Source organism: candidate division WOR-1 bacterium RIFOXYB2_FULL_36_35, from assembly GCA_001771505.1.
In the GTDB taxonomy this organism is placed as follows: Bacteria; Margulisbacteria; WOR-1; order XYC2-FULL-46-14; family XYC2-FULL-37-10; genus XYB2-FULL-36-35.
On the sequence record MEUA01000024.1, the window covers coordinates 20,742 to 38,568 of the forward strand.

The 17,827-nt window shown below is 37.1% G+C and carries 18 protein-coding genes and 1 pseudogene; 11 read left to right on the plus strand and 8 right to left on the minus strand.

Annotated features, from left to right (window positions below; genetic code table 11):
- Positions 1 to 91: 91 nt before the first annotated feature.
- The 7 genes from A2290_08835 to A2290_08865 form a co-directional block, all read right to left on the minus strand.
- Positions 92 to 1,444, minus strand: a complete 1,353-nt coding sequence (locus A2290_08835) for a hypothetical protein (protein OGC15158.1) — start codon at positions 1,442 to 1,444, stop codon at positions 92 to 94.
- A complete protein-coding gene (locus tag A2290_08840; protein OGC15159.1) occupies positions 1,401 to 2,519 on the minus strand; it encodes a hypothetical protein in 1,119 nt (372 codons plus the stop codon). Before A2290_08840 ends, A2290_08835 begins: the two co-directional genes overlap by 44 nt.
- A gap of 68 nt (positions 2,520 to 2,587) precedes the next feature.
- A complete protein-coding gene (locus A2290_08845) occupies positions 2,588 to 3,526 on the minus strand; it encodes a UDP-glucose 4-epimerase (GenBank protein ID OGC15160.1) in 939 nt (312 codons plus the stop codon).
- Positions 3,527 to 3,548: 22 nt separating this feature from the next.
- Complete coding sequence (locus A2290_08850; GenBank protein OGC15161.1) at positions 3,549 to 4,817, minus strand: hypothetical protein; 1,269 nt, start codon at positions 4,815 to 4,817, stop codon at positions 3,549 to 3,551.
- Between the two features lie 33 nt (positions 4,818 to 4,850).
- Positions 4,851 to 5,537 carry a hypothetical protein gene (locus A2290_08855; protein ID OGC15162.1) on the minus strand — a complete coding sequence of 229 codons (687 nt, stop codon included), beginning with the start codon at positions 5,535 to 5,537 and terminating at the stop codon, positions 4,851 to 4,853.
- A 42-nt stretch (positions 5,538 to 5,579) separates the two neighbouring features.
- Complete coding sequence (locus A2290_08860; GenBank protein ID OGC15163.1) at positions 5,580 to 7,106, minus strand: hypothetical protein; 1,527 nt, start codon at positions 7,104 to 7,106, stop codon at positions 5,580 to 5,582.
- A gap of 55 nt (positions 7,107 to 7,161) precedes the next feature.
- A complete protein-coding gene (locus A2290_08865) occupies positions 7,162 to 8,388 on the minus strand; it encodes a hypothetical protein (protein ID OGC15164.1) in 1,227 nt (408 codons plus the stop codon).
- Positions 8,389 to 8,462: 74 nt separating this feature from the next.
- Here A2290_08865 and A2290_08870 point away from each other — a divergent pair, with 74 nt between their 5' ends.
- Positions 8,463 to 9,047, plus strand: coding sequence for a hypothetical protein (locus A2290_08870; protein ID OGC15165.1), 585 nt, complete (start codon positions 8,463 to 8,465; stop codon positions 9,045 to 9,047).
- 25 nt (positions 9,048 to 9,072) lie between these two features.
- Here the strand turns inward: A2290_08870 and A2290_08875 are convergent, their stop codons facing one another.
- The gene (locus tag A2290_08875) at positions 9,073 to 9,945 is read right to left on the minus strand and encodes an ATP phosphoribosyltransferase (GenBank protein OGC15166.1); all 873 of its coding nucleotides are present in this window, start codon (positions 9,943 to 9,945) and stop codon (positions 9,073 to 9,075) included.
- A 428-nt stretch (positions 9,946 to 10,373) separates the two neighbouring features.
- On the opposite strand from A2290_08875, the gene A2290_08880 reads away from it, so the two are divergent.
- The 10 genes and pseudogenes from A2290_08880 to A2290_08925 all read left to right on the plus strand — a co-directional run bounded on the left by A2290_08880 (position 10,374) and on the right by A2290_08925 (position 17,827).
- Complete coding sequence (locus A2290_08880) at positions 10,374 to 11,147, plus strand: hypothetical protein (protein ID OGC15167.1); 774 nt, start codon at positions 10,374 to 10,376, stop codon at positions 11,145 to 11,147.
- 160 nt (positions 11,148 to 11,307) lie between these two features.
- Complete coding sequence (locus A2290_08885) at positions 11,308 to 11,514, plus strand: hypothetical protein (GenBank protein ID OGC15168.1); 207 nt, start codon at positions 11,308 to 11,310, stop codon at positions 11,512 to 11,514.
- Positions 11,501 to 11,932, plus strand: a complete 432-nt coding sequence (locus A2290_08890) for a hypothetical protein (protein OGC15169.1) — start codon at positions 11,501 to 11,503, stop codon at positions 11,930 to 11,932. The genes A2290_08885 and A2290_08890 overlap by 14 nt, the downstream gene beginning before the upstream one ends.
- Before the next feature lie 233 nt (positions 11,933 to 12,165).
- Positions 12,166 to 12,402: a hypothetical protein gene (locus tag A2290_08895; GenBank protein OGC15170.1), complete on the plus strand. Its 237-nt coding sequence runs from the start codon at positions 12,166 to 12,168 to the stop codon at positions 12,400 to 12,402.
- Positions 12,380 to 12,634, plus strand: a pseudogene (locus A2290_08900) (hypothetical protein). The gene A2290_08895 and the pseudogene A2290_08900 overlap by 23 nt, the downstream one beginning before the upstream one ends.
- Before the next feature lie 70 nt (positions 12,635 to 12,704).
- The gene (locus A2290_08905; protein ID OGC15171.1) at positions 12,705 to 13,670 is read left to right on the plus strand and encodes a 3-oxoacyl-ACP synthase; all 966 of its coding nucleotides are present in this window, start codon (positions 12,705 to 12,707) and stop codon (positions 13,668 to 13,670) included.
- 9 nt (positions 13,671 to 13,679) lie between these two features.
- On the plus strand, positions 13,680 to 14,834 hold the full coding sequence (locus A2290_08910; protein ID OGC15184.1) for an acyl-CoA dehydrogenase: 1,155 nt from the start codon (positions 13,680 to 13,682) through the stop codon (positions 14,832 to 14,834).
- A 103-nt stretch (positions 14,835 to 14,937) separates the two neighbouring features.
- Positions 14,938 to 15,723 carry an electron transfer flavoprotein subunit beta gene (locus A2290_08915; GenBank protein OGC15172.1) on the plus strand — a complete coding sequence of 262 codons (786 nt, stop codon included), beginning with the start codon at positions 14,938 to 14,940 and terminating at the stop codon, positions 15,721 to 15,723.
- Positions 15,723 to 16,928: an electron transfer flavoprotein subunit alpha gene (locus A2290_08920; protein ID OGC15173.1), complete on the plus strand. Its 1,206-nt coding sequence runs from the start codon at positions 15,723 to 15,725 to the stop codon at positions 16,926 to 16,928. Before A2290_08915 ends, A2290_08920 begins: the two co-directional genes overlap by 1 nt.
- A gap of 44 nt (positions 16,929 to 16,972) precedes the next feature.
- The gene (locus A2290_08925) at positions 16,973 to 17,827 is read left to right on the plus strand and encodes a [acyl-carrier-protein] S-malonyltransferase (GenBank protein OGC15185.1); all 855 of its coding nucleotides are present in this window, start codon (positions 16,973 to 16,975) and stop codon (positions 17,825 to 17,827) included.

The following is a 17,827-nucleotide window of genomic DNA, read 5'->3' on the forward strand; positions in this document are numbered from 1 at the left end:
AAATTACTCTATCTTCTTTTGCCAAATAGTTGCTCAAGCGTTTTTTTATTTCTTCAGTGGTCATTGCAGAAATTATAGCATATTTTATAGACTATAAACTTATCCTTGCCTCAATTCCAAAAAGGTCAGAATAAGCAGGGGCAGAGATTGCGATTACTCCGTCGGGGCTTGTTGTTTCTGATGGGACAGCATATCCTCTATAGAAGCTTCGCACTGAGAAAGTCGAAGATAGAGAAAATTTTAGCCCAATCTCTGTTGTCCATGTAGTTCCCAGATAATTTGCGCCGTATTCGAAATTGCCTGTCATTGCTGCGTCGGTTGTAAAATCCAAAACAACGCAATTGTTTAATTTCTGTGAAATAGAAACTGCAATATCAGCCATACCATCAATTATTAACTTGTCAAACCCGTTAAGCGGGATGAATTCGTATTTGTCCAAAGTTGTGCGGTAACTGCTCCCAACTTTGTGGGTGGTAAGTTCAAAAGTTGTCGTATCATTTTCATATTTTCCGCTTGCTTTTATATATCTTCCCGATGAACTCATATTCCCAATGCCGATTAAGAGTTGGCATGAGAGATTTTGCGAGAGGGAAGAGTTAATAGAGGCTTCCGCAAGGGAATCTTTTGTAGTTCCATTCCATAAATATCTCGGCCTTACGGAGACGGTAGTTTTTCCTAAAAGAGGGAGTTTCTTGTAAGTATAAGAGATGTTCCATGTAATCTCGTTTGAAGATGCCTCTCCCGTAAGAGAGGTCTTGTTGTTGTAATATTCAACGGCGATATCAAGGTTTTGGAAATATGTCTGCGTGTGGAAAGAATTTTTCTTGCGTTGTATCACCGTGTAATCGTAAGAGGGGAGGATTCCTGTTGCGTCGCGATGAATGATCTTATCAGACCCGATCGTTGCTGTGTAGTTTATCCCCCCTCCTTTTACATTTGTCTCTATATCGATTAAATCGGTTGATATTTCGTGTGTGGTTCCGCCGAATCCTGCGTCGACTGTATCGAGATCGATTTTAAAATTCCCGCTTTGGCCTATGGTTTTAAATAATGATCCTCTCATTCTGTAATTAAAAAGGGAACCTTTGTTTAATATCTCCTGATTAAAACTTCCTGAAAATACTAATTGATCAGGATTCTCTGCTTTATATTTTTCTGTGTAGAATTCTGTTTTTAACTCAGATAAAATTCTATTAATCTTCTCTCTTTCCTCTGTTTTGGAGGATACAAGATTTAGCAATAAAGAAGCAGCCTCATATCTTGTGATAGCGTTGTCTCCGCGGAATGTTCCGTCAGGATACCCATTTGTTATATTTTCTTTAAGCAGTTTGTAAACATATTCTGTTGCGAAATGATCAACTGGCATATCTTTAAATTTTTGATATTTGGCAAATGAAGGATTATAAATAATGAGCAATATTAGCAGCGATATCAAATACCGCATTTTTATTTTTTCTCCTTTTTATATTGTTTACGATCTTTGTATAACTTGATGGAATTTGTAGCTCTTTTATTGTTTTTACAATTTTTTCGGGGTCTTTTTGGATATAGCCCAAATTATTTTCTTTTACAAATTGTATATTTCCCTCTTCTTGTCCCGGAAGCCATGAAGTTATAATCATCGGGATGCTAATTGCGATTGCTTCAGCTATTGCTCCTGGTCCCCCTTTTGTGATTATAATATCTGATTGTGCCATGATTTTGGGGACATGGTCTGTAAATCCATATATTTTTGTTGGAATTCTTGTTTTTGAAGTCTCTTTTTCTAGTTTTTCTTTGAGTTTTTTGTTTCTTCCCGCGATAACTATTAGTTGCCCTTTTATTTTTGAATAATTTATTGCTTGTACGATTTTATGGATGCCACCTGCTCCTTCGCCTCCTCCCATAATTAAAATCGTAAATAAGTTAGGGTCTAGGCCCTCTTTTTCTCTTAAAATTTTCTTATTTTGCTGATTTTTGGTGAATTTTGGGTCGACGGGTAGACCGATTACCTTCCCCTTGTAACTTGGCAGGCCATATTCTATTGCAAATTCTTTGGCTTCTTTAGTTGCAAAGATATATAAATCAGGGTCAGGAGTTACCCATGCCCTGTGTATAGTAACGGGATCCATAACCATTACTATAAATGGTATTTTTTTGTTCAATTCTTTTAACGCTTGAACTGTTAAATGGTTTACTAGCGGATGGACAGAGACTATTACATTAGGCTTTTTCTCTTTGATTAGTTTTGTTAGTTCTTTTAAAATGAGCGGTTTTGCGATTTTTTCTAATTGTTCAAGCCTTTTTTTATTGTTGAGAAAATAGTATAAGGCGCCCCATAATTGAGGGGTGTAATTTATTACGGGAGAATACATTTTGGCAAAAATATTTAAAAAGCCGCTGCATTCTGCGAAGACATCCACCATTTCTTGTGAATACTTTCCGGGATACAATTCTTCTATGGCGTTTATCAAAGATTTGGCTCCGGCCCTGTGCCCGCCACCTGTGTCAGAAAAAAGATATAGTATTTTCTTTTTCATATGTTTATTAGAATACCAGGTTATCAGAATATCTGCCTGCCGGCAGGTAAGAAGAAGAATTCAAACCATCAGAGTGTTCTGATATTCTGTTTTTCCTTATACCAGTGCAAAGTCAATTCTAAGCCTTTTCTGATATCAACCTCAGCTTTCCAGCCGAGCTCCCTCTCTGCTTTTTTGCAGTTTAAAACGCTTCGAAACAGCTCTCCCGCGCGTGGAGACGCATATATTGCTTCACCTGTAAAGTTCAATAATTCTTTTAGATGTTTAAAAAGTTCATTGACTGAGATTCCGATCCCTCTTCCTATATTATATGTTGTATTATCCCCTTTTTTAAGGGCTATAAGGTTTATCTGCGCCACATCTTTGACAAAGAGATAATCTCTTAATTGTTTTCCGTCCCCATAAATGGTAGGAATTTCCCCCTTCAGCATTTTGCCGCAGAATATCGCGTTGACCCCTGCTTCTCCCAGAGGGTCTTGCCTAGGTCCGTAGACATTTCCATATCTTAAAACCGTATAATTTAATCCGTAATTTACATGATAAGCATATAGATAAAGTTCTCCCGCGCGCTTTGTTATGGCATAGGGGGAGATAGGCTCCTGGGGATGTCCTTCGTCGGCCCCGTCTTTCTCCTTTATTTCACCGTATATAGCCCCTCCTGTTGATGAAAAAAGGAGTTTTTTTGCTTTAGTTTTTACCGCGGTTTCCAGAATATTTAGCATTCCAAGTTCATTTACTTCTGCGTTAAAAACAGGATCAGAGAGCGATTTTCTTACATCAATTTGGGCGGCTATATGGTTTATGACATCGGGGCTGAATGAAGAGATTATATCGTGGACTTTTTTATCTCTTATGTCGATCTTTTCAAAGTTTGCTTTTGTATTTAAGTTCTCTTCTTTTCCCGTTGAGAGGTTATCAATTATTAGTACTTCGTGTCCGGCTTCAACATAAGTATCTACGACATTTGAACCTATAAACCCTGCTCCGCCTGTGACTACTATTTTCATAGGAGCTATTCTAGCATATTATCTATTGTTCGTGCACGTATGGTGCGACTTTTTTTAAGACTTTATTTGTGATACGACCTGTCATCGAAAAAGCTACAGCAAAGCTTAAACATCCCAGAGTTGTACTAAAAGCGCTTTCATTTCCCATAAGTCCGATTATCTCTCTATATGCAAAAATTCCTGTGCCTAATTTAGCTGTTTGAGTTGTCATATACCTTAAGATATGTTTTGCTTTTATTTCAAAAGGATTATCTTTAAAAAAATATCTGAATATATGCAAGTATTTTTGATTAATATTATCTAATTTGATTTGTGCCTCTGTTTTTAATGTTTTTTTTGCAAATAAATAGTAGGCAAATATATAAGCAAATAGAGCAGGCATTAAAAATCTGTAAAATTGCCACTCTTCTTTAGGCTGAAGAAGGGTAAGGGCATTTTTCGAAGCTCTCCATTCTTTATATGGGGTTACAGGGGGGTATGCTGATGCTAATACGTATGGCCAGTCGCTTGAAAATCTTTGATGATCTATATGATGGCCCAATTCATGCGAAAAGGCGAAAGGTTCGTTGGTAAAAACAACGACTGTTTGGGTCATGGAATTATAATAATCCTTGCGGCCGAGTTCACTATATAATTCACCGCTCAACGTGGAGAATAATCCGAGAGTCATCCTTGAGAAAAAACCATTTCTTGCTTTTACTTGCGGATCAGTAAATAATCTTCCTGTATCTTCAAGTATTGCATTATGGTTGATTCTTGCCGTCAGATTTTTCAGCTCTTTATGCGATTCTAGCGTAGTAAGTAACGCTCCTGTTTGCACAGCGTCTAATCCTGCGCCTAAATCTAAATCCCAAAAATATAATTTGTCAGGCAATGAAAAAATATATTTCCCAAGATAGCTTGATAAAAAAGAAGACTCTTCTTTAATTAAAGAATATCTCCCTGTTTTTATTGTGAAGCTTGAACTTAGGTCTATATCACTTGTCTTTACTATTTGAGGGGAGGTGATTTTTATTTGATCCCCTCCTGGAGTATTAAATTCTGCCTGAGAGACGCTTATTGTTTCAGGAAGTACATAATCATCTATTTTTGGAATTGACGACGGGGTTGAAAAAGCATACCATCCCGCAAGAGCTGCGGCTACGGCTAATCTTTTAATGGTTCTTTTTGCTCCTGGGGTTAAAGGTTCTTGATAGCTTATAGGTTTTTTTGTTGGTCGATGATAATTAAATTTGCCGGACAACTCCATCTGTTCCATTCTTCCTATATAATCTATTTTTCTGCCAAACATTGTAATCCTCCTTAATTATTAGCTTAACCTCGATTATTCATTCCGATTAGGATAATCGGGGGTAAGCATTTCATTTATAAAATCCATAAAAGTTTTTCCGCTGAGAGCTTTTTGTTCTTTTGCAGCTTCATAAACGGTTATAGTTTTTTTCAAAACCGATAATATCTTTTTCAGTTTATATGTTTCATCGCTCTCTTTCATTATATCGGCAAGTATTTTCAAACTTTCTTCCTCATCATAATGTTGGGCTAGTATTATTTTGATTTTCCTTGCAGATCTTAGATATGGCGCAATTCCTTCTGTTGTAACCGTTTCTCTTGATAACGTAAACTCTGTTTCTATTGAATATTTGGTGAAATTAAGAGGATCTTTTCCTATGGAGAGGGATGTCTTCCCATCCATTTGATTCGCACAAAAAAGCCTTTTTTTGCCGGAAATAATTCCAATTTTAAATCTACAGCCGTTAGCATCTATTTTATAATCTTGATAAGGAGGCTCTCTTCTGATTAAAAAATTCCCTTGGGAAGTTGTAAGCCCCGATAGATAATCTCTCCCAAGCAATTTGGAGCCTTTTTCCGCGATAGGACTTATTATGTCAGAGATAGATTTTAAAAGATTTGAGATCGGATATCCTATTATCTGATGAGGCTTGGTAATAGGAGCTTGTCCTCTTAGTATAATTTTTCCGATACTGCTTTCTATAGGATTTAATATGCGCATATTTTTTAATCATCGAAAGATCGGAAAGTAAATTTCATGAAATTACCCGTTGAATCTGTATTTTAACAATTCAGGGTTATTTTCATCAACAAAAATAGATTGATAGGGGAAGAAGACATTAGTATCTGAGTCTCTGATTGTTAAATCCTGCAGTTTTATTTCCAAATTGACATCGGCAGGAATTACTCTGAAATAGTTATTAGACTCTTTTGCCGCCATAGGGTGTGCCCACTTTTCAATAATATGGCTTATAACCTCTCGTTTTCCTGAAAATTCCTCTCCGAATTCGGTTAAGATTGCAAGAAGCGGCTTCCCCAGCCTCGCCTCTTTTAACATGTTTATGCAGCCTAACATACCAAGATGCTGGGATAAATATTTTCCCTCTTCTTTTTCAATAGATCCTATGTTTAGAAGAAGAATCTGGCACTCCTTATAATGATATCCTATTCCGGTTTCATATCGTGTGTCGCCTGTAATTCCTATGTGAAGATATTCGCCGTTTTTGTTTTGTAAGGAGGTATGAAGGACAAGCCCTACTGAAGATTCCTGGCTTGTCCACAATTCTGTGTGATATGCCGGTTTTATGCTAATTGTGAATCCATATTTTGATTCAAGAGACTCTCCCCCGACCTCTGTTAAATGATTTCCCGGCACCAGCATTTTAAAATTGATCTCTTTATTGCCAAAAAGGTCGGTTGCAGAGAGTAGCCCGTGGAATTTAAGAAGCACCCCTGCGGATCCGAAAACATCTAAAACCTTTGATCTTTTCTGGTGGTTATGATCATTGTATTTTGCAAGAAGAGATAATATCCCTTCAACACTCTCTGTATGATCATCATGGTCATGGGTTATTATTATCGCGTCAATATCAACAATCGAAAGCCCAATACTCCGAAAAATATCAAGAAAATCGTATCCGGGATCAATTGCTATCCCTTTTATTTCACCTCTTTTATTCCTCAGACTTAGAAAATATCCTCCTCCCTGGGAAATCCCGCCCGAGAAAAGAGGGGAGGAAGAATTCCATTTATGTATGGTTCTTATGACGTTTGCTCCGATTTTATATTCCAGCTGCCTGTCAGTGTTTAAATCTCTTATGAGTTTGTCTTGGTTTTTTCTTATAATTTCTCTTGTAGGGAAAATTGTCTCTTCCATGTAATCCAGGGCTTTTAAGGCTTGCGAGTTGTGGCTTTTTATATGTTGGTCAAACTGATATGAAGAGGTAAAATCTTCATAGGCTTCCTTAAAACGTCCCTGGAGAAATCTGCTTATCCCTCTGTAGTATGCTGCAATGCCAAAATTGTCATGATGATGCTTTAGCTTTTTGAATAAAAGATCATAAATTGTTTCCGCTTCTTTGTATAAATTTTCATTTATGCAAATGAAACCTATTAAATGCCACGGTTTAGGAGAAAACTCTTTATCATGTTTAATATTGTCGAGTGTTTTTAATATCTCATTAAGATGCTTTTTTATCCATTCTTGACGAGTATAAGACGGGATTTTGTTTAAATTTTCCCAGCTTTCCCATCTTTTTTCATCTAAGTGAATTTTTAAAAGTTGAAACATCTATTATATTTGAATTTTAACAGAATGAGGTATTATGAGCAATGCGGAAATAACATTACAACTTCCATGTGGCTCCGACTATTTGAGTCCTATTAAATAAACCTCCAAGATACGCGTAATCGATAATTAATTGGTTTATCATAATACTGGTGCCTGCTGTTTTATTCTCATCGAACATGCCTGCCCTTAAAGCAAGTCCGGGAAAAGGTTTGCATTCCATTCCATAATGGTATGTTTGTCCGTTTGTAAAGATATTGTGAGTGTCCGCTGATATGGTTAACATATCTATCGGGTTTAAAGCTATCCCTAAATTAATAACCGGTTCGTATCTTATGCTTGTTCCGTTTTCAAATTGAACATCGGTAGTCAAAATCTCTTTTGCTGTTGCGCCAAGAGCAAGATTATCAGTTGGCCTTATTATAATCCCAAGGTCAAGCCCCCCGCCCAGACCGTCTAGTGAAGTAGATGGTATTTTTATATGATACAGATTAAGATTTACTCCAAGCGCAACTCTTTGTTCGTAAGCTGTTGCGAGAGAAAATGTGTAAAAATCCGTATTTTGATCGAGCAGAGAATTTTTATCCGTTAAAAAAGATAGTCCTGCCGCGAACTGAGCTTTGCCATAAGAGATTTTTTCTTTGCGAATTTCAGGTTCATCCCAATATGTTGGCCTTTTATAATTTCTTTGATACCAAGGATAGTAAACAGGCCCCCAATAAATTTTGGGAGTTACAGTTGTTGCTATTGCATTCCCCGCAGCGCCTATTGCGCTTGTTGTTGAATCAAGCGCTGATGTAATTGTTTTTTCGACGGCATTTTCTGCTTTTTCCTTTACATCTTCTGTCTGTTCTGTTCCTCCTTCTTCTAGGACATCTTTTGAAACAGCTTCTTCCTTTGTATGTTTTTCTTCTTTTCTGTCCCAGTTTTTTTTGATAATTCCTTGATTAGACAGATATTTTGCTCCGTTATAAGCTAAAAGAGATATTGCTCCCACTCCAATTATCCATGCAAAAGGGTTTAGTTCTGTTTCAAAGCACATTTTAATAGCTGCCAGGTTTTCTCCTATTATTTGGTTTCTGTTATTTACAAGCGTTGTTCCATAAATATCCACGCCGGGATTAATTGCAAAGCCTGCAGGGTTCCAGTAAGCGGCATTTGTATCATTTGAGATTGAGGTAAAAGCTCCTCCCATTCCCATTGGCCGCGCGCCATACAAAGCAAGAGCTGCGGTCGAGGTAAAGAAAAAGAGAGTCAATATAGAAATAATCGTATTAATTTTCATGAAATTCTTTATGAAGATTTTATCAAATCAGTATTGCCAATACAAGGACTCAATGCTAAACTTTCCTAAGTAGTATGAAAAAAACATTTTTTCGAGCTGTTGATTTATTGATTAAACCTGAAGCTGCCTGGGCAGAAATTGCTTCCGAGTCTCATGGTACAAAAGAGATAGTTCTCTTTGCTTTAATCATAGTATGTTTTCCGGCTTTAGCCATGTTTATAGGGTATGTTTTTGTCGGTTTGCCAATGGATTACGGCTATGCCAGGATGCCCGTCAATGGGGCTGTTTTGGCCTCCGTTATTTTTTATGTTTTGTCATTGCTTGCTGTTTTTGCGGTTGCTTTTATGATAAGTATGTTTTGTCGCCATTTTAAAGTTGAAGGAGAATGGACTGATTGTTTTAAATTAGCTGTTTATTCTGCCACGGCTCCATTTTTAACTGGTGGATTTTATGTTTTTCCCGTGGTGAGTTTTTTGAAAATAATCGGATTTTATGGGGTTATAACTTTATTTTCCGGCTTACCCATAATTTTAAAAATACCTAAAGAAAAAGAGCTCTATTTTGTTGTGAATATTATTGTATTTGCGATTATTATTATGGTTGTTTTTTTTGGCCTAGTCGATTACTTTTTGGCTCCCATATCTTCGGGAATATTGTGATCGCTTCGACTGTGAATAATCGGGGTTAATATATAACTTTATTTAAAGGATATTCAACAATCCCTGAAGCTCCTGCTCTTTTAAGTTTTGGAATAAGCTCTCTTACGATGCTTTCTTCTATTATTGTATCTACATCAACCCAGTTTTTGTCTGACAAGCTTGAAATTGTTGGTGTTTGAAGCGCCGGCAGAAGGGATAGTATTGTTTTTAGTTTGTGTGCGGGAACATTTAGTTTTATCCCGACTTTTGTTTCCGCGTTAAGAGCCCCCTGAAGAAGCATAAGCAGATTATCAAGTTTTTGTTTTTTTGAGGGGTCTTTTAGTGTTTCTTTATTGCTTATGACAACAGTGTTTGATTCAAGAAGGGTTTCTATTATTTTTAAATTGTTTGCCTTAAGAGAGGATCCTGTTTCTGTAAGTTCAACTATCGCATCTGCGAGTTCCGGCGGTTTTGCTTCGGTTGCTCCCCATGAATATTCTACGATCGCTTTGACTTTGTTTTTTGCAAGATATTTTTTTACAAAACTAACAAGTTCAGTCGCGATTCTTTTTCCCTGAAGATCTTTTAGTCCCTTTATTTTTGAATCATTGGGAACTGCCAGTACCCATCTTACTTTTCGAAGCCCGTGTTTCGCATAAATTAAATCGGCTACTTTTGTTACTTTTTTCCCAGACTCCATAACCCAGTCGATTCCAGTAATTCCCGCATCTAAAATTCCCTCTTCAACATATCTCGGCATCTCCTGGGCGCGGATAAGCATACATTCTATTTCAGGGTCATCAATTTGAGGATAATAAGAGCGAGAACTCAGCTTAATTGTGAACCCGGCTTTTTTAAATAAATAGATTGTTGTCTCTTGCAGAGAACCTTTTGGAATACCAAGCTTTAATAATGGCATTAGTTTTTCCTCCCTTTACTCGGATATCTTAACCATTTAATTACAAGCCTTTGGCTTAAAGGGTTAAGGTATTGGATTTTAGTCGATCATATTGTAGCATTCATATTGTAGCATTTTAACCCCGATTATTCACCCCGATTAGGATGATTGGGGTTCACGCCAGAATCAATAACTAATAAATTGTCAAGCATTACTTACGGTATGAATAATCGGGGTTAAATGAAGTTTATGAAAGTATTTTTGAAATTCAGCAACATTTTTTCGATAAATAATATATATATAAAGGAAATTTACCCCGATTAGGAAATCGGGGTTCATACCTGGGGAAATTTCCAACACTCTGATAGAATTCTGTTTGTCTATGAATAATTGGGGTTAATTAAAAAATTACTAATGTCTAATCATATAATAAGTTATGGAGGATAATCATGGGTGTTTCTAGCCTTTCTGTCGGTGATACCCTTATTTCGAATAGATATACACAAAGAGAAATTGGCGTGCCTGTTCGGAGCAGAATAATAAAAACTGGGACTTCGTTGCCTCTAAAAAAACTTTGTGAATATGGCGGGCAGACAACAATTCTTGGCAGGGTAGAAATTCCATATAATATTATTTTAAATTTTGTCAGAGAAAAGTGTCTTAATAATGAAGATGTAAGAATTTTAGATGTTGGAATAGCGGCTAATATTCGTGATGCTAAAACGAGGGGTGTAACGACAAGAGATATGGCGTGGAGATTTATTAAAAAAGGATATTTAACCGTGAGTGTGCATGGATTGGATGCTAATTTAGATTTTCTTGAGGAGATGGTCTATTCTGAAATTGATATGCCTCCGCAATATCCACCATTTAATCTTCCAAATTTAACATATATAGAGGCAGACGCTACAAAAACTTTAGGGCTTTCAGAGAGATCGGTGGATGTGGTTTTTTGTGGAAATGCCGTTGTATACATATATGAACAAGGGGGGATGGGCGCTATAGATAATTTTCTTGGCAATGTAAGATCAGTTTTAAAAGATGGAGGATTGTTTTTAAGTAACATTGCTTTTACTGAAATAGCAGACGGGGATTATCGACGATTTATCAAAAGAGACAATACCCAATGCATAGTTGATGACTCTTATTATTTGGATTTATTGGAATTTGCAAGAAAACGGAATGAGGCTAGGCATTTATGGGATATGTATCATTTAGGATAAATTCATTCTTTTTTTGTCGATAATTTCTTGGGAGGATTTTGTAATGTTAATAGATGGACATCAAAGCATTGTTGGATATATGAGGCAAGCATGGTTTGATTGCTAAAATTGCAATTCCTCTCCATTTCTGCTAAAATTTAAAAAATTGAGGTTGTTTATAGTGACAAAAAGTTTTAAATCCTACTTAAAATTTAGTGATCAAAAATACAGAGATAAGTATTTAGTTTTTGCAAAAGGAAAATTTTTTAAAGCTGGTAAAAATCTTCTGAAGATTCTTCAAGAGTTCAAGAAAAAACATCCAAAAGAAACCCCTTTTATAGCAAAACCGCTTGGTCAGGGCAATTATGTTTTTCATGATTACTTTTAATTACAGGAAAGAGAAAAATAGTCTTGGTGGAATTATCTTTCGTCCTGTAGCAGATGTTGTTTTGCAATCAAATATTGGCGCTGTTGAAGTCGGGATGTATATAGATTCGGGTGCGGATGTATCATTAATTCCTTTATCAATTGGCTTAGCCTTAGGATTTTCTCAAAAAGCTCATGAGATTAAAGAGATGAAAGGTATCTCGAGTGAACCAATCCCTTATGTCCTTAAAAAAGTTAATTTTATTTTTAACAACTTCAAAATCGAGGCAGAGATTGCATGGGCTCTTATAGAAGAAATTCCGATTTTATTAGGCAGAAAAGATATTTTTACAAGATTTAAAATAATATTTGATGAATCAAAAAAGAAAATTCTATTTAAGCCAGTGCCTGTTGTCTTAACGGCTCATGGAGCGTATTGAATATGGTTGACACGCAAAAAACACCTTTATATGCAAAACCTTTAATAAGATTTGATTCTGATTGTTTTTCTCCTGAAATATTTAAAAAAGCTAAAATATGTCATATAAAGAAGAGATACAAAACAGCATAAAGAATATATTGAACAAAGCAGATGAATTAGCCGTTTCTTAATAAAAAATTGCAATTCTTTGTCTGGTTTGGTAAAATGATTTTGTAAAAAGAGGTGTTTATTATGCCAAAAGTTGAAGAAAAATTTAGAGTTATTCATTTGACGAGACCAACTGTCATTGAAGAACCGATGGTTTTAATTTCTATCGAAGAATATGAAGAGTTGCTTGAAGATGCAGAAATCGCAAAAAGTAAGACTTTAACAAAAGAAATTGAGCAAGCCAGAAAAAATTTCAAAAAAGGGAAAGGCATCTTGTTGGAAGATGCAATAAAGTCAGTTGAAAAACATCAAACTAGATAAAAAAGCCTAAAAAAATCTTGCCAAATTATTCCACAGCGATAAACACATCTATTTTAAACTTAAGGAAGCCTTATTTTCTTTAGCGAAGGCTCCTTTCCCTGGAAAACCTTTGGTGGGGGATAAAAAGGGTTGTTTTAGAATTAGAGTTGGTGATTATCGTATAATATACGAAATTGCCGGAGATGAAATCTGGATAATTAAAATAGGACATCGTAAAGATGTTTATAGATAAAATTTCTTTTTGTCAAATTGCAATTCCTCTCCATTTCTGCTAAAATTTAAAAACATTTTCGTTTTAAATCATGAGAGCAAAAATTATAGGCACAGGATCCTATCTTCCTGAAAAAATTGTGACAAATGATGACCTTTCAAAGATGGTTGAAACTTCAGATGAATGGATTACAACCCGTACAGGCATAAAGGCGCGGAGAGTTACGGATTACGGAACAACAACTTCAGATTTAGCTGTAAATGCGGCTAAAAAAGCTATTGAATCATCTGGAATTAATCCTTTAGAATTAGATTTTATTATAGTGGCAACCTGTACTCCTGATACTCTTTTTCCGTCTGTTGCTTGTATTCTTCAAGATAGACTTGGCGCAAAAAATGCAGGCGCCCTTGATGTTTCTGCTGCCTGTTCAGGGTTTAATTTTGCATTGGCAACCGCTGCAAGTTTTATAGAATCCGGCAAATATAAAAATATTCTTGTCGTTGGCGCTGATACTTTAACAAAATATCTTGATTGGCAGGACAGAAACACTTGTGTCCTTTTTGGAGATGGGGCGGGGGCTGTTGTTCTCCAAGCGACGGAAGAGGATTGTGGGATATTAAGCAGTTATCTGAAAGCAAAGGGGGAGGGGGGACAGTTTCTTGTTATGCCGGGAGGGGGATCTAAAGATCCTGAACTTAGAAATAGCAGATTTATTAACATGAATGGCAAAGAGGTTTTTAAATTTGCGGTTAAAGCTCTTGAAGAGTCTGTTGTTGAGGCCTTGAAACTTGCCCACCTTGAGCTTGAAGATATAGATTTTTTAATTCCTCATCAGGCAAATATCAGGATAATAGATCATGTCTTAAAGAAATTTAACTTGCCAAAAGATAAAGTTTATGTTAATTTGCAGAATTACGGGAACACGTCGGCAGCTTCTGTCTCGATAGCACTTGACGAAGCTGTTAAAATAAATAAAATTAAAAAAGGCGACATAGTTGTCCTTTCTGGCTTTGGAGCCGGACTTACGTATGCCGCCAATGTTTTAAAATGGGGGTAGTATAAAATGTTGGATTATGGTTTTACAGAAGAACAGATAATGGTTAGAGAATTGGTGAGAAAAATAGCGCTTGAAAAGGTGTTGCCTGTTAGGGCGGAGCTTGATGAGAAAGGGATATTCCCGAAAGATATTTTAAAAGTTTTGTCGGATGCGGATCTTTGCGGTTTATATGTTCCTGAAGAGTACGGAGGGTTCGGGCAGGATATACTCTCCTTTTGTATTGCGACAGAAGAATTGAGTCGAGTATGTGGCGGAGTTGGCGTTACCTTTGCAGCTTCGGCTCTTGGAGCTAGTCCAATTTTGCTCTTTGGAACCGAAGAACAAAAGAAAAAATATATGCCAGAGATTGCTAAGGGGACCAAACTTGCCGCTTTTGGTTTGACAGAAGCAAATGCCGGTTCAGATGCCGGAGGGATTGAAACCACAGCCGTAAAAGATGGGGATTATTATATTTTAAATGGAACAAAGCAGTGGATAACAAATGGGGGGGAGGCGGATACTTATACTGTTGTTGCGATGACAGATAAGAAAAAAGGCGCTCGTGGAGCAACGGCTTTTATCTTGGAAAAAGGGACTCCTGGTTTTGATTTTGGTAAAAAAGAAGATAAGATGGGAATCCGCTGTTCCGCAACTCGTGAGCTGGTTTTCCAAAACTGTAAAATCAACAAAGAGCAGATTTTAGGCAAAGAAGGGATGGGTTTTATAGTTGCTATGAAGACCCTTGATATGACTCGACCTGGAATAGGCGCTCAAGCTGTTGGGATTGCTCAAGGAGCGCTTGATGAGGCTGTTAAATATGCGAAAGAGAGAATTCAATTTGGCAGACCGATTATCGCTCTTCAGGCAATTCAGCATATGCTTGCTGATATGGCTACGCGTATAGAGGCTTCTCGTGCTTTGGTTTACAGTGTTGCAAAAGCCATGAATAATGGGGCAAAGGATTTTACAAAAGAGGCTAGTATGGCAAAGCTTTTTGCTTCTGATACTGCGATGTATGTTACGACTGAAGCAGTTCAAATTTTGGGCGGGTACGGATATATGAAAGAATATCCTGTTGAAAAAATGATGCGAGATGCAAAAATTACTCAGATATACGAAGGGACCAATCAGATACAGAGAAATCAAATAGGATTGGCTTTGATTAAAGAGAGTGCTAGGAGATAGATATTACATTCCGAGTATAGCGAGGTTGTGTCTTCCAATGTTTTGCTTCGCTAGATGTTTCATTTTGTTCAGCATGACAAAATCTAAAGCTTAGAGGGAATAAATGGACATTATAGTATGTATTAAACAGGTTCCTGATACGACAGAGGTTAAAATTAATCCTGAAACAAATACTTTAGTTCGTGAAGGGGTTCCTTCTATAATAAACCCTTTTGACGAAAACGCAGTTGAAGAGGCGCTTCGTCTACGCGAAAAAAATGGGGGGAAGGTGACTGTTATTACAATGGGGCCCCCACAGGCGAAAGAGGCGTTAAAACAGGTTATTGCCATGGGTGTTGACGAGGTCATTTTGGTTTCAGATAGAGCTTTTGCTGGATCTGATACATGGGCTACTTCTTATACTTTAGCTCAAGCCATAAAGAAAATCGGAAAATTTGATCTTATTTTTTGTGGCAAACAGGCAATTGATGGGGATACCGCTCAAGTTGGGCCTGGAATTGCAGAATGGCTTAATATTTCTCAAGTTACTTTTGCAGTGAAGATTGAGCTTACAGGGACTACTATTAAGGTTGAAAGGCTTCTTGAAGAGTTAAATGAGGTGGTCATAGCCCCTCTTCCTTGTTTGCTTACAGTTGTTAAACAGATAAACGAACCAAGGGTCCCATCTCTCAAGGGGATGATGAAAGCTAAAAAAGCTGAAATCAAAACATTAAGCGCCGCAGATATAGGAGCAGACATTCAAAAGACAGGGCTTAATGGCTCTCCTACCAGAGTTGTAAAAATATTTACACCTCCGCAAAAAGGGAGTGGAGAGATAATTTCAGGCGAAACGACAGAAGAGATAGTTTCTAATGTTGTGGCAAAACTTCAAGAGAGGAAACTTGTCTGATGGGAATAAAAGTCTTACTTGATAAATGTATAGGATGTACTCTTTGTGTTAAAGCTTGTCCTTTTGCTGCAATTAGTATGCAGGACAAAAAAGCTGTGATTGATCTTAATACGTGTACTCTTTGCGGCGCTTGTCTTCCTGTTTGTAAGTTTAATGCCATAGAACTTGAAAAAAAAGAAGCTGTTTCAGGTACTATTGATAAAAGTTCTTATAAGAACATATGGGTTTTTGTTGAACATCATGAGGGAGATGTCCATCCTGTATCTTATGAGTTGCTTACAGAAGGAAGAAAACTTGCGGAGGATTTAAACTGTGAGGTTGCGGCAGTTTTGCTTGGAGATGATGCTATAGAAAAAGAGATTGACACTCTTTTTTCTTACGGCGCTGATAAAGTTTACTTGTCGACACATTCAGAGTTTAAAGAATATAGAACAGCTCCCTATTCCAGAACAGTTACAGAGATGATAAAAAAATTTAAGCCGGAGATATTTTTGATTGGAGCTACAACTACGGGCAGGGATTTAGCTGCCAGGTTGGCAATTAGAGTAAATGCCGGGCTTACCGCGGATTGTACCGGGTTATCGATTGATATGCAACAAAAAATTTTAAATCAGACACGTCCCGCGTTTGGCGGTAATATTATGGCTACAATCATATCTCCAAACCACAGACCTCAGATGGCAACGGTTAGGCCGAAAGTTTTTAAAAGGGTCAAGATTCAGGGGGCAAGCGCCAGGGGGGAACTTATCAAGTTTGATCCTGTGATAAATCAAGAGGATTTAGCCGTTAAGATTTTAGAGGCCATAAAAGATGAAAGCGCCAAGGTGAATCTTCAAGAGGCAGAAATTATTGTTTCTGGCGGGCGAGGTATTTGTGACCCTAAAAATTTTAAATTGATTGAGGAACTTGCAAGTTGTCTTTCTGGCGCTGTTGGGGCATCTCGTGCAACTGTTGATGCCGGATGGATTTCTGCTCATCATCAAGTGGGACAGACAGGGAAAACCGTTGCTCCAAAGGTTTATATAGCATGTGGTATTTCAGGTAAAATTCAACATTTAGTAGGGATGCAAGGGTCAGATACCATTATAGCTATAAACAAAGATCCTGATGCTCCAATCTTTAAAGTTGCGACATATGGAATAATTGGAGATTGTTTAGAAATAATTCCGGCTCTTATAAAAAAGATTAAGGAGATTAAAGGTTGAAAACCGCGTTTATATTCCCTGGGCAGGGGAGCCAGCTTGTAGGTATGGGAAAAGGGTTTGCGGAGGCTCTTTTAGACCAAGCAAATGAAGTTTTAGGAATTGACTTAAAAAGGATCTGTTTTGAAGGTTCCCAAGAGGAACTTAAAAAGACAGAGATAAGCCAACCTGCAATATTGACAGTAAGCATAGCTGCTTTTGATATTTTAAAAAGCAAAAATATAAAACCTGATTATGTTGCAGGGCATTCTCTTGGAGAATATTCTGCTTTGGTTGCAGCTGAATCTATCAACTTCAAGGATGCGGTTAGACTGGTTTACTTGAGAGGAAAGTTTATGCAGGAGGCTGTTCCTATAGGACAAGGGGCTATGGCGGCTATTTTGATGCTTGATAAAGAACAAATCAAAGAATGTTGCGATAAAGCAAAAGATAAAGGCGTTGTTCAAATAGCAAATTTTAATGCTCCGGGCCAGATTGTGATATCAGGAGAGAGAGAGGCTGTTTTAGCTGCTTCTGCTTTTTGTAAAGAAGCGGGGGCAAAAAGAATAATTCCTCTTGCTGTTTCTGCCCCGTTTCATAGTATTTTAATGCAAAAGGCGGCGGATAAGTTGAAAATAGAGCTTGATAAAATAAATATAAAAGATGCTAATGTCCCTCTTGTTTCTAATATTGATGCGGAGCCTGTTACGTCTGCCTTAAAAATAAAAGAAAATTTATACAGTCAAGTGGTGGGATCTGTTTTGTGGGAGGATTCTGTCAAAAAAATGGTCTCTCTTGGAGTTGAAAAATTTATTGAAGTTGGTCCGGGTAATGTATTGTGCGGACTGGTTAAAAAGATTGATCCTACTTTGGTTAGGGTTCAAAATTTTGAATCCGTACTACTAGAAGGCTTTGGGAGGTAA

Coding starts and splice junctions, on each gene's coding strand:
- A2290_08835 (OGC15158.1), bottom strand. CDS start 1,444: ATGCGGTATTTGATATCGCTGCTAATATTGCTCATTATTTATAATCCT.
- A2290_08840 (OGC15159.1), bottom strand. CDS start 2,519: ATGAAAAAGAAAATACTATATCTTTTTTCTGACACAGGTGGCGGGCAC.
- A2290_08845 (OGC15160.1), bottom strand. CDS start 3,526: ATGAAAATAGTAGTCACAGGCGGAGCAGGGTTTATAGGTTCAAATGTC.
- A2290_08850 (OGC15161.1), bottom strand. CDS start 4,817: ATGTTTGGCAGAAAAATAGATTATATAGGAAGAATGGAACAGATGGAG.
- A2290_08855 (OGC15162.1), bottom strand. CDS start 5,537: ATGCGCATATTAAATCCTATAGAAAGCAGTATCGGAAAAATTATACTA.
- A2290_08860 (OGC15163.1), bottom strand. CDS start 7,106: ATGTTTCAACTTTTAAAAATTCACTTAGATGAAAAAAGATGGGAAAGC.
- A2290_08865 (OGC15164.1), bottom strand. CDS start 8,388: ATGAAAATTAATACGATTATTTCTATATTGACTCTCTTTTTCTTTACC.
- A2290_08870 (OGC15165.1), top strand. CDS start 8,463: ATGAAAAAAACATTTTTTCGAGCTGTTGATTTATTGATTAAACCTGAA.
- A2290_08875 (OGC15166.1), bottom strand. CDS start 9,945: ATGCCATTATTAAAGCTTGGTATTCCAAAAGGTTCTCTGCAAGAGACA.
- A2290_08880 (OGC15167.1), top strand. CDS start 10,374: ATGGGTGTTTCTAGCCTTTCTGTCGGTGATACCCTTATTTCGAATAGA.
- A2290_08890 (OGC15169.1), top strand. CDS start 11,501: ATGATTACTTTTAATTACAGGAAAGAGAAAAATAGTCTTGGTGGAATT.
- A2290_08895 (OGC15170.1), top strand. CDS start 12,166: ATGCCAAAAGTTGAAGAAAAATTTAGAGTTATTCATTTGACGAGACCA.
- A2290_08905 (OGC15171.1), top strand. CDS start 12,705: ATGAGAGCAAAAATTATAGGCACAGGATCCTATCTTCCTGAAAAAATT.
- A2290_08915 (OGC15172.1), top strand. CDS start 14,938: ATGGACATTATAGTATGTATTAAACAGGTTCCTGATACGACAGAGGTT.
- A2290_08920 (OGC15173.1), top strand. CDS start 15,723: ATGGGAATAAAAGTCTTACTTGATAAATGTATAGGATGTACTCTTTGT.
- A2290_08925 (OGC15185.1), top strand. CDS start 16,973: ATGGGAAAAGGGTTTGCGGAGGCTCTTTTAGACCAAGCAAATGAAGTT.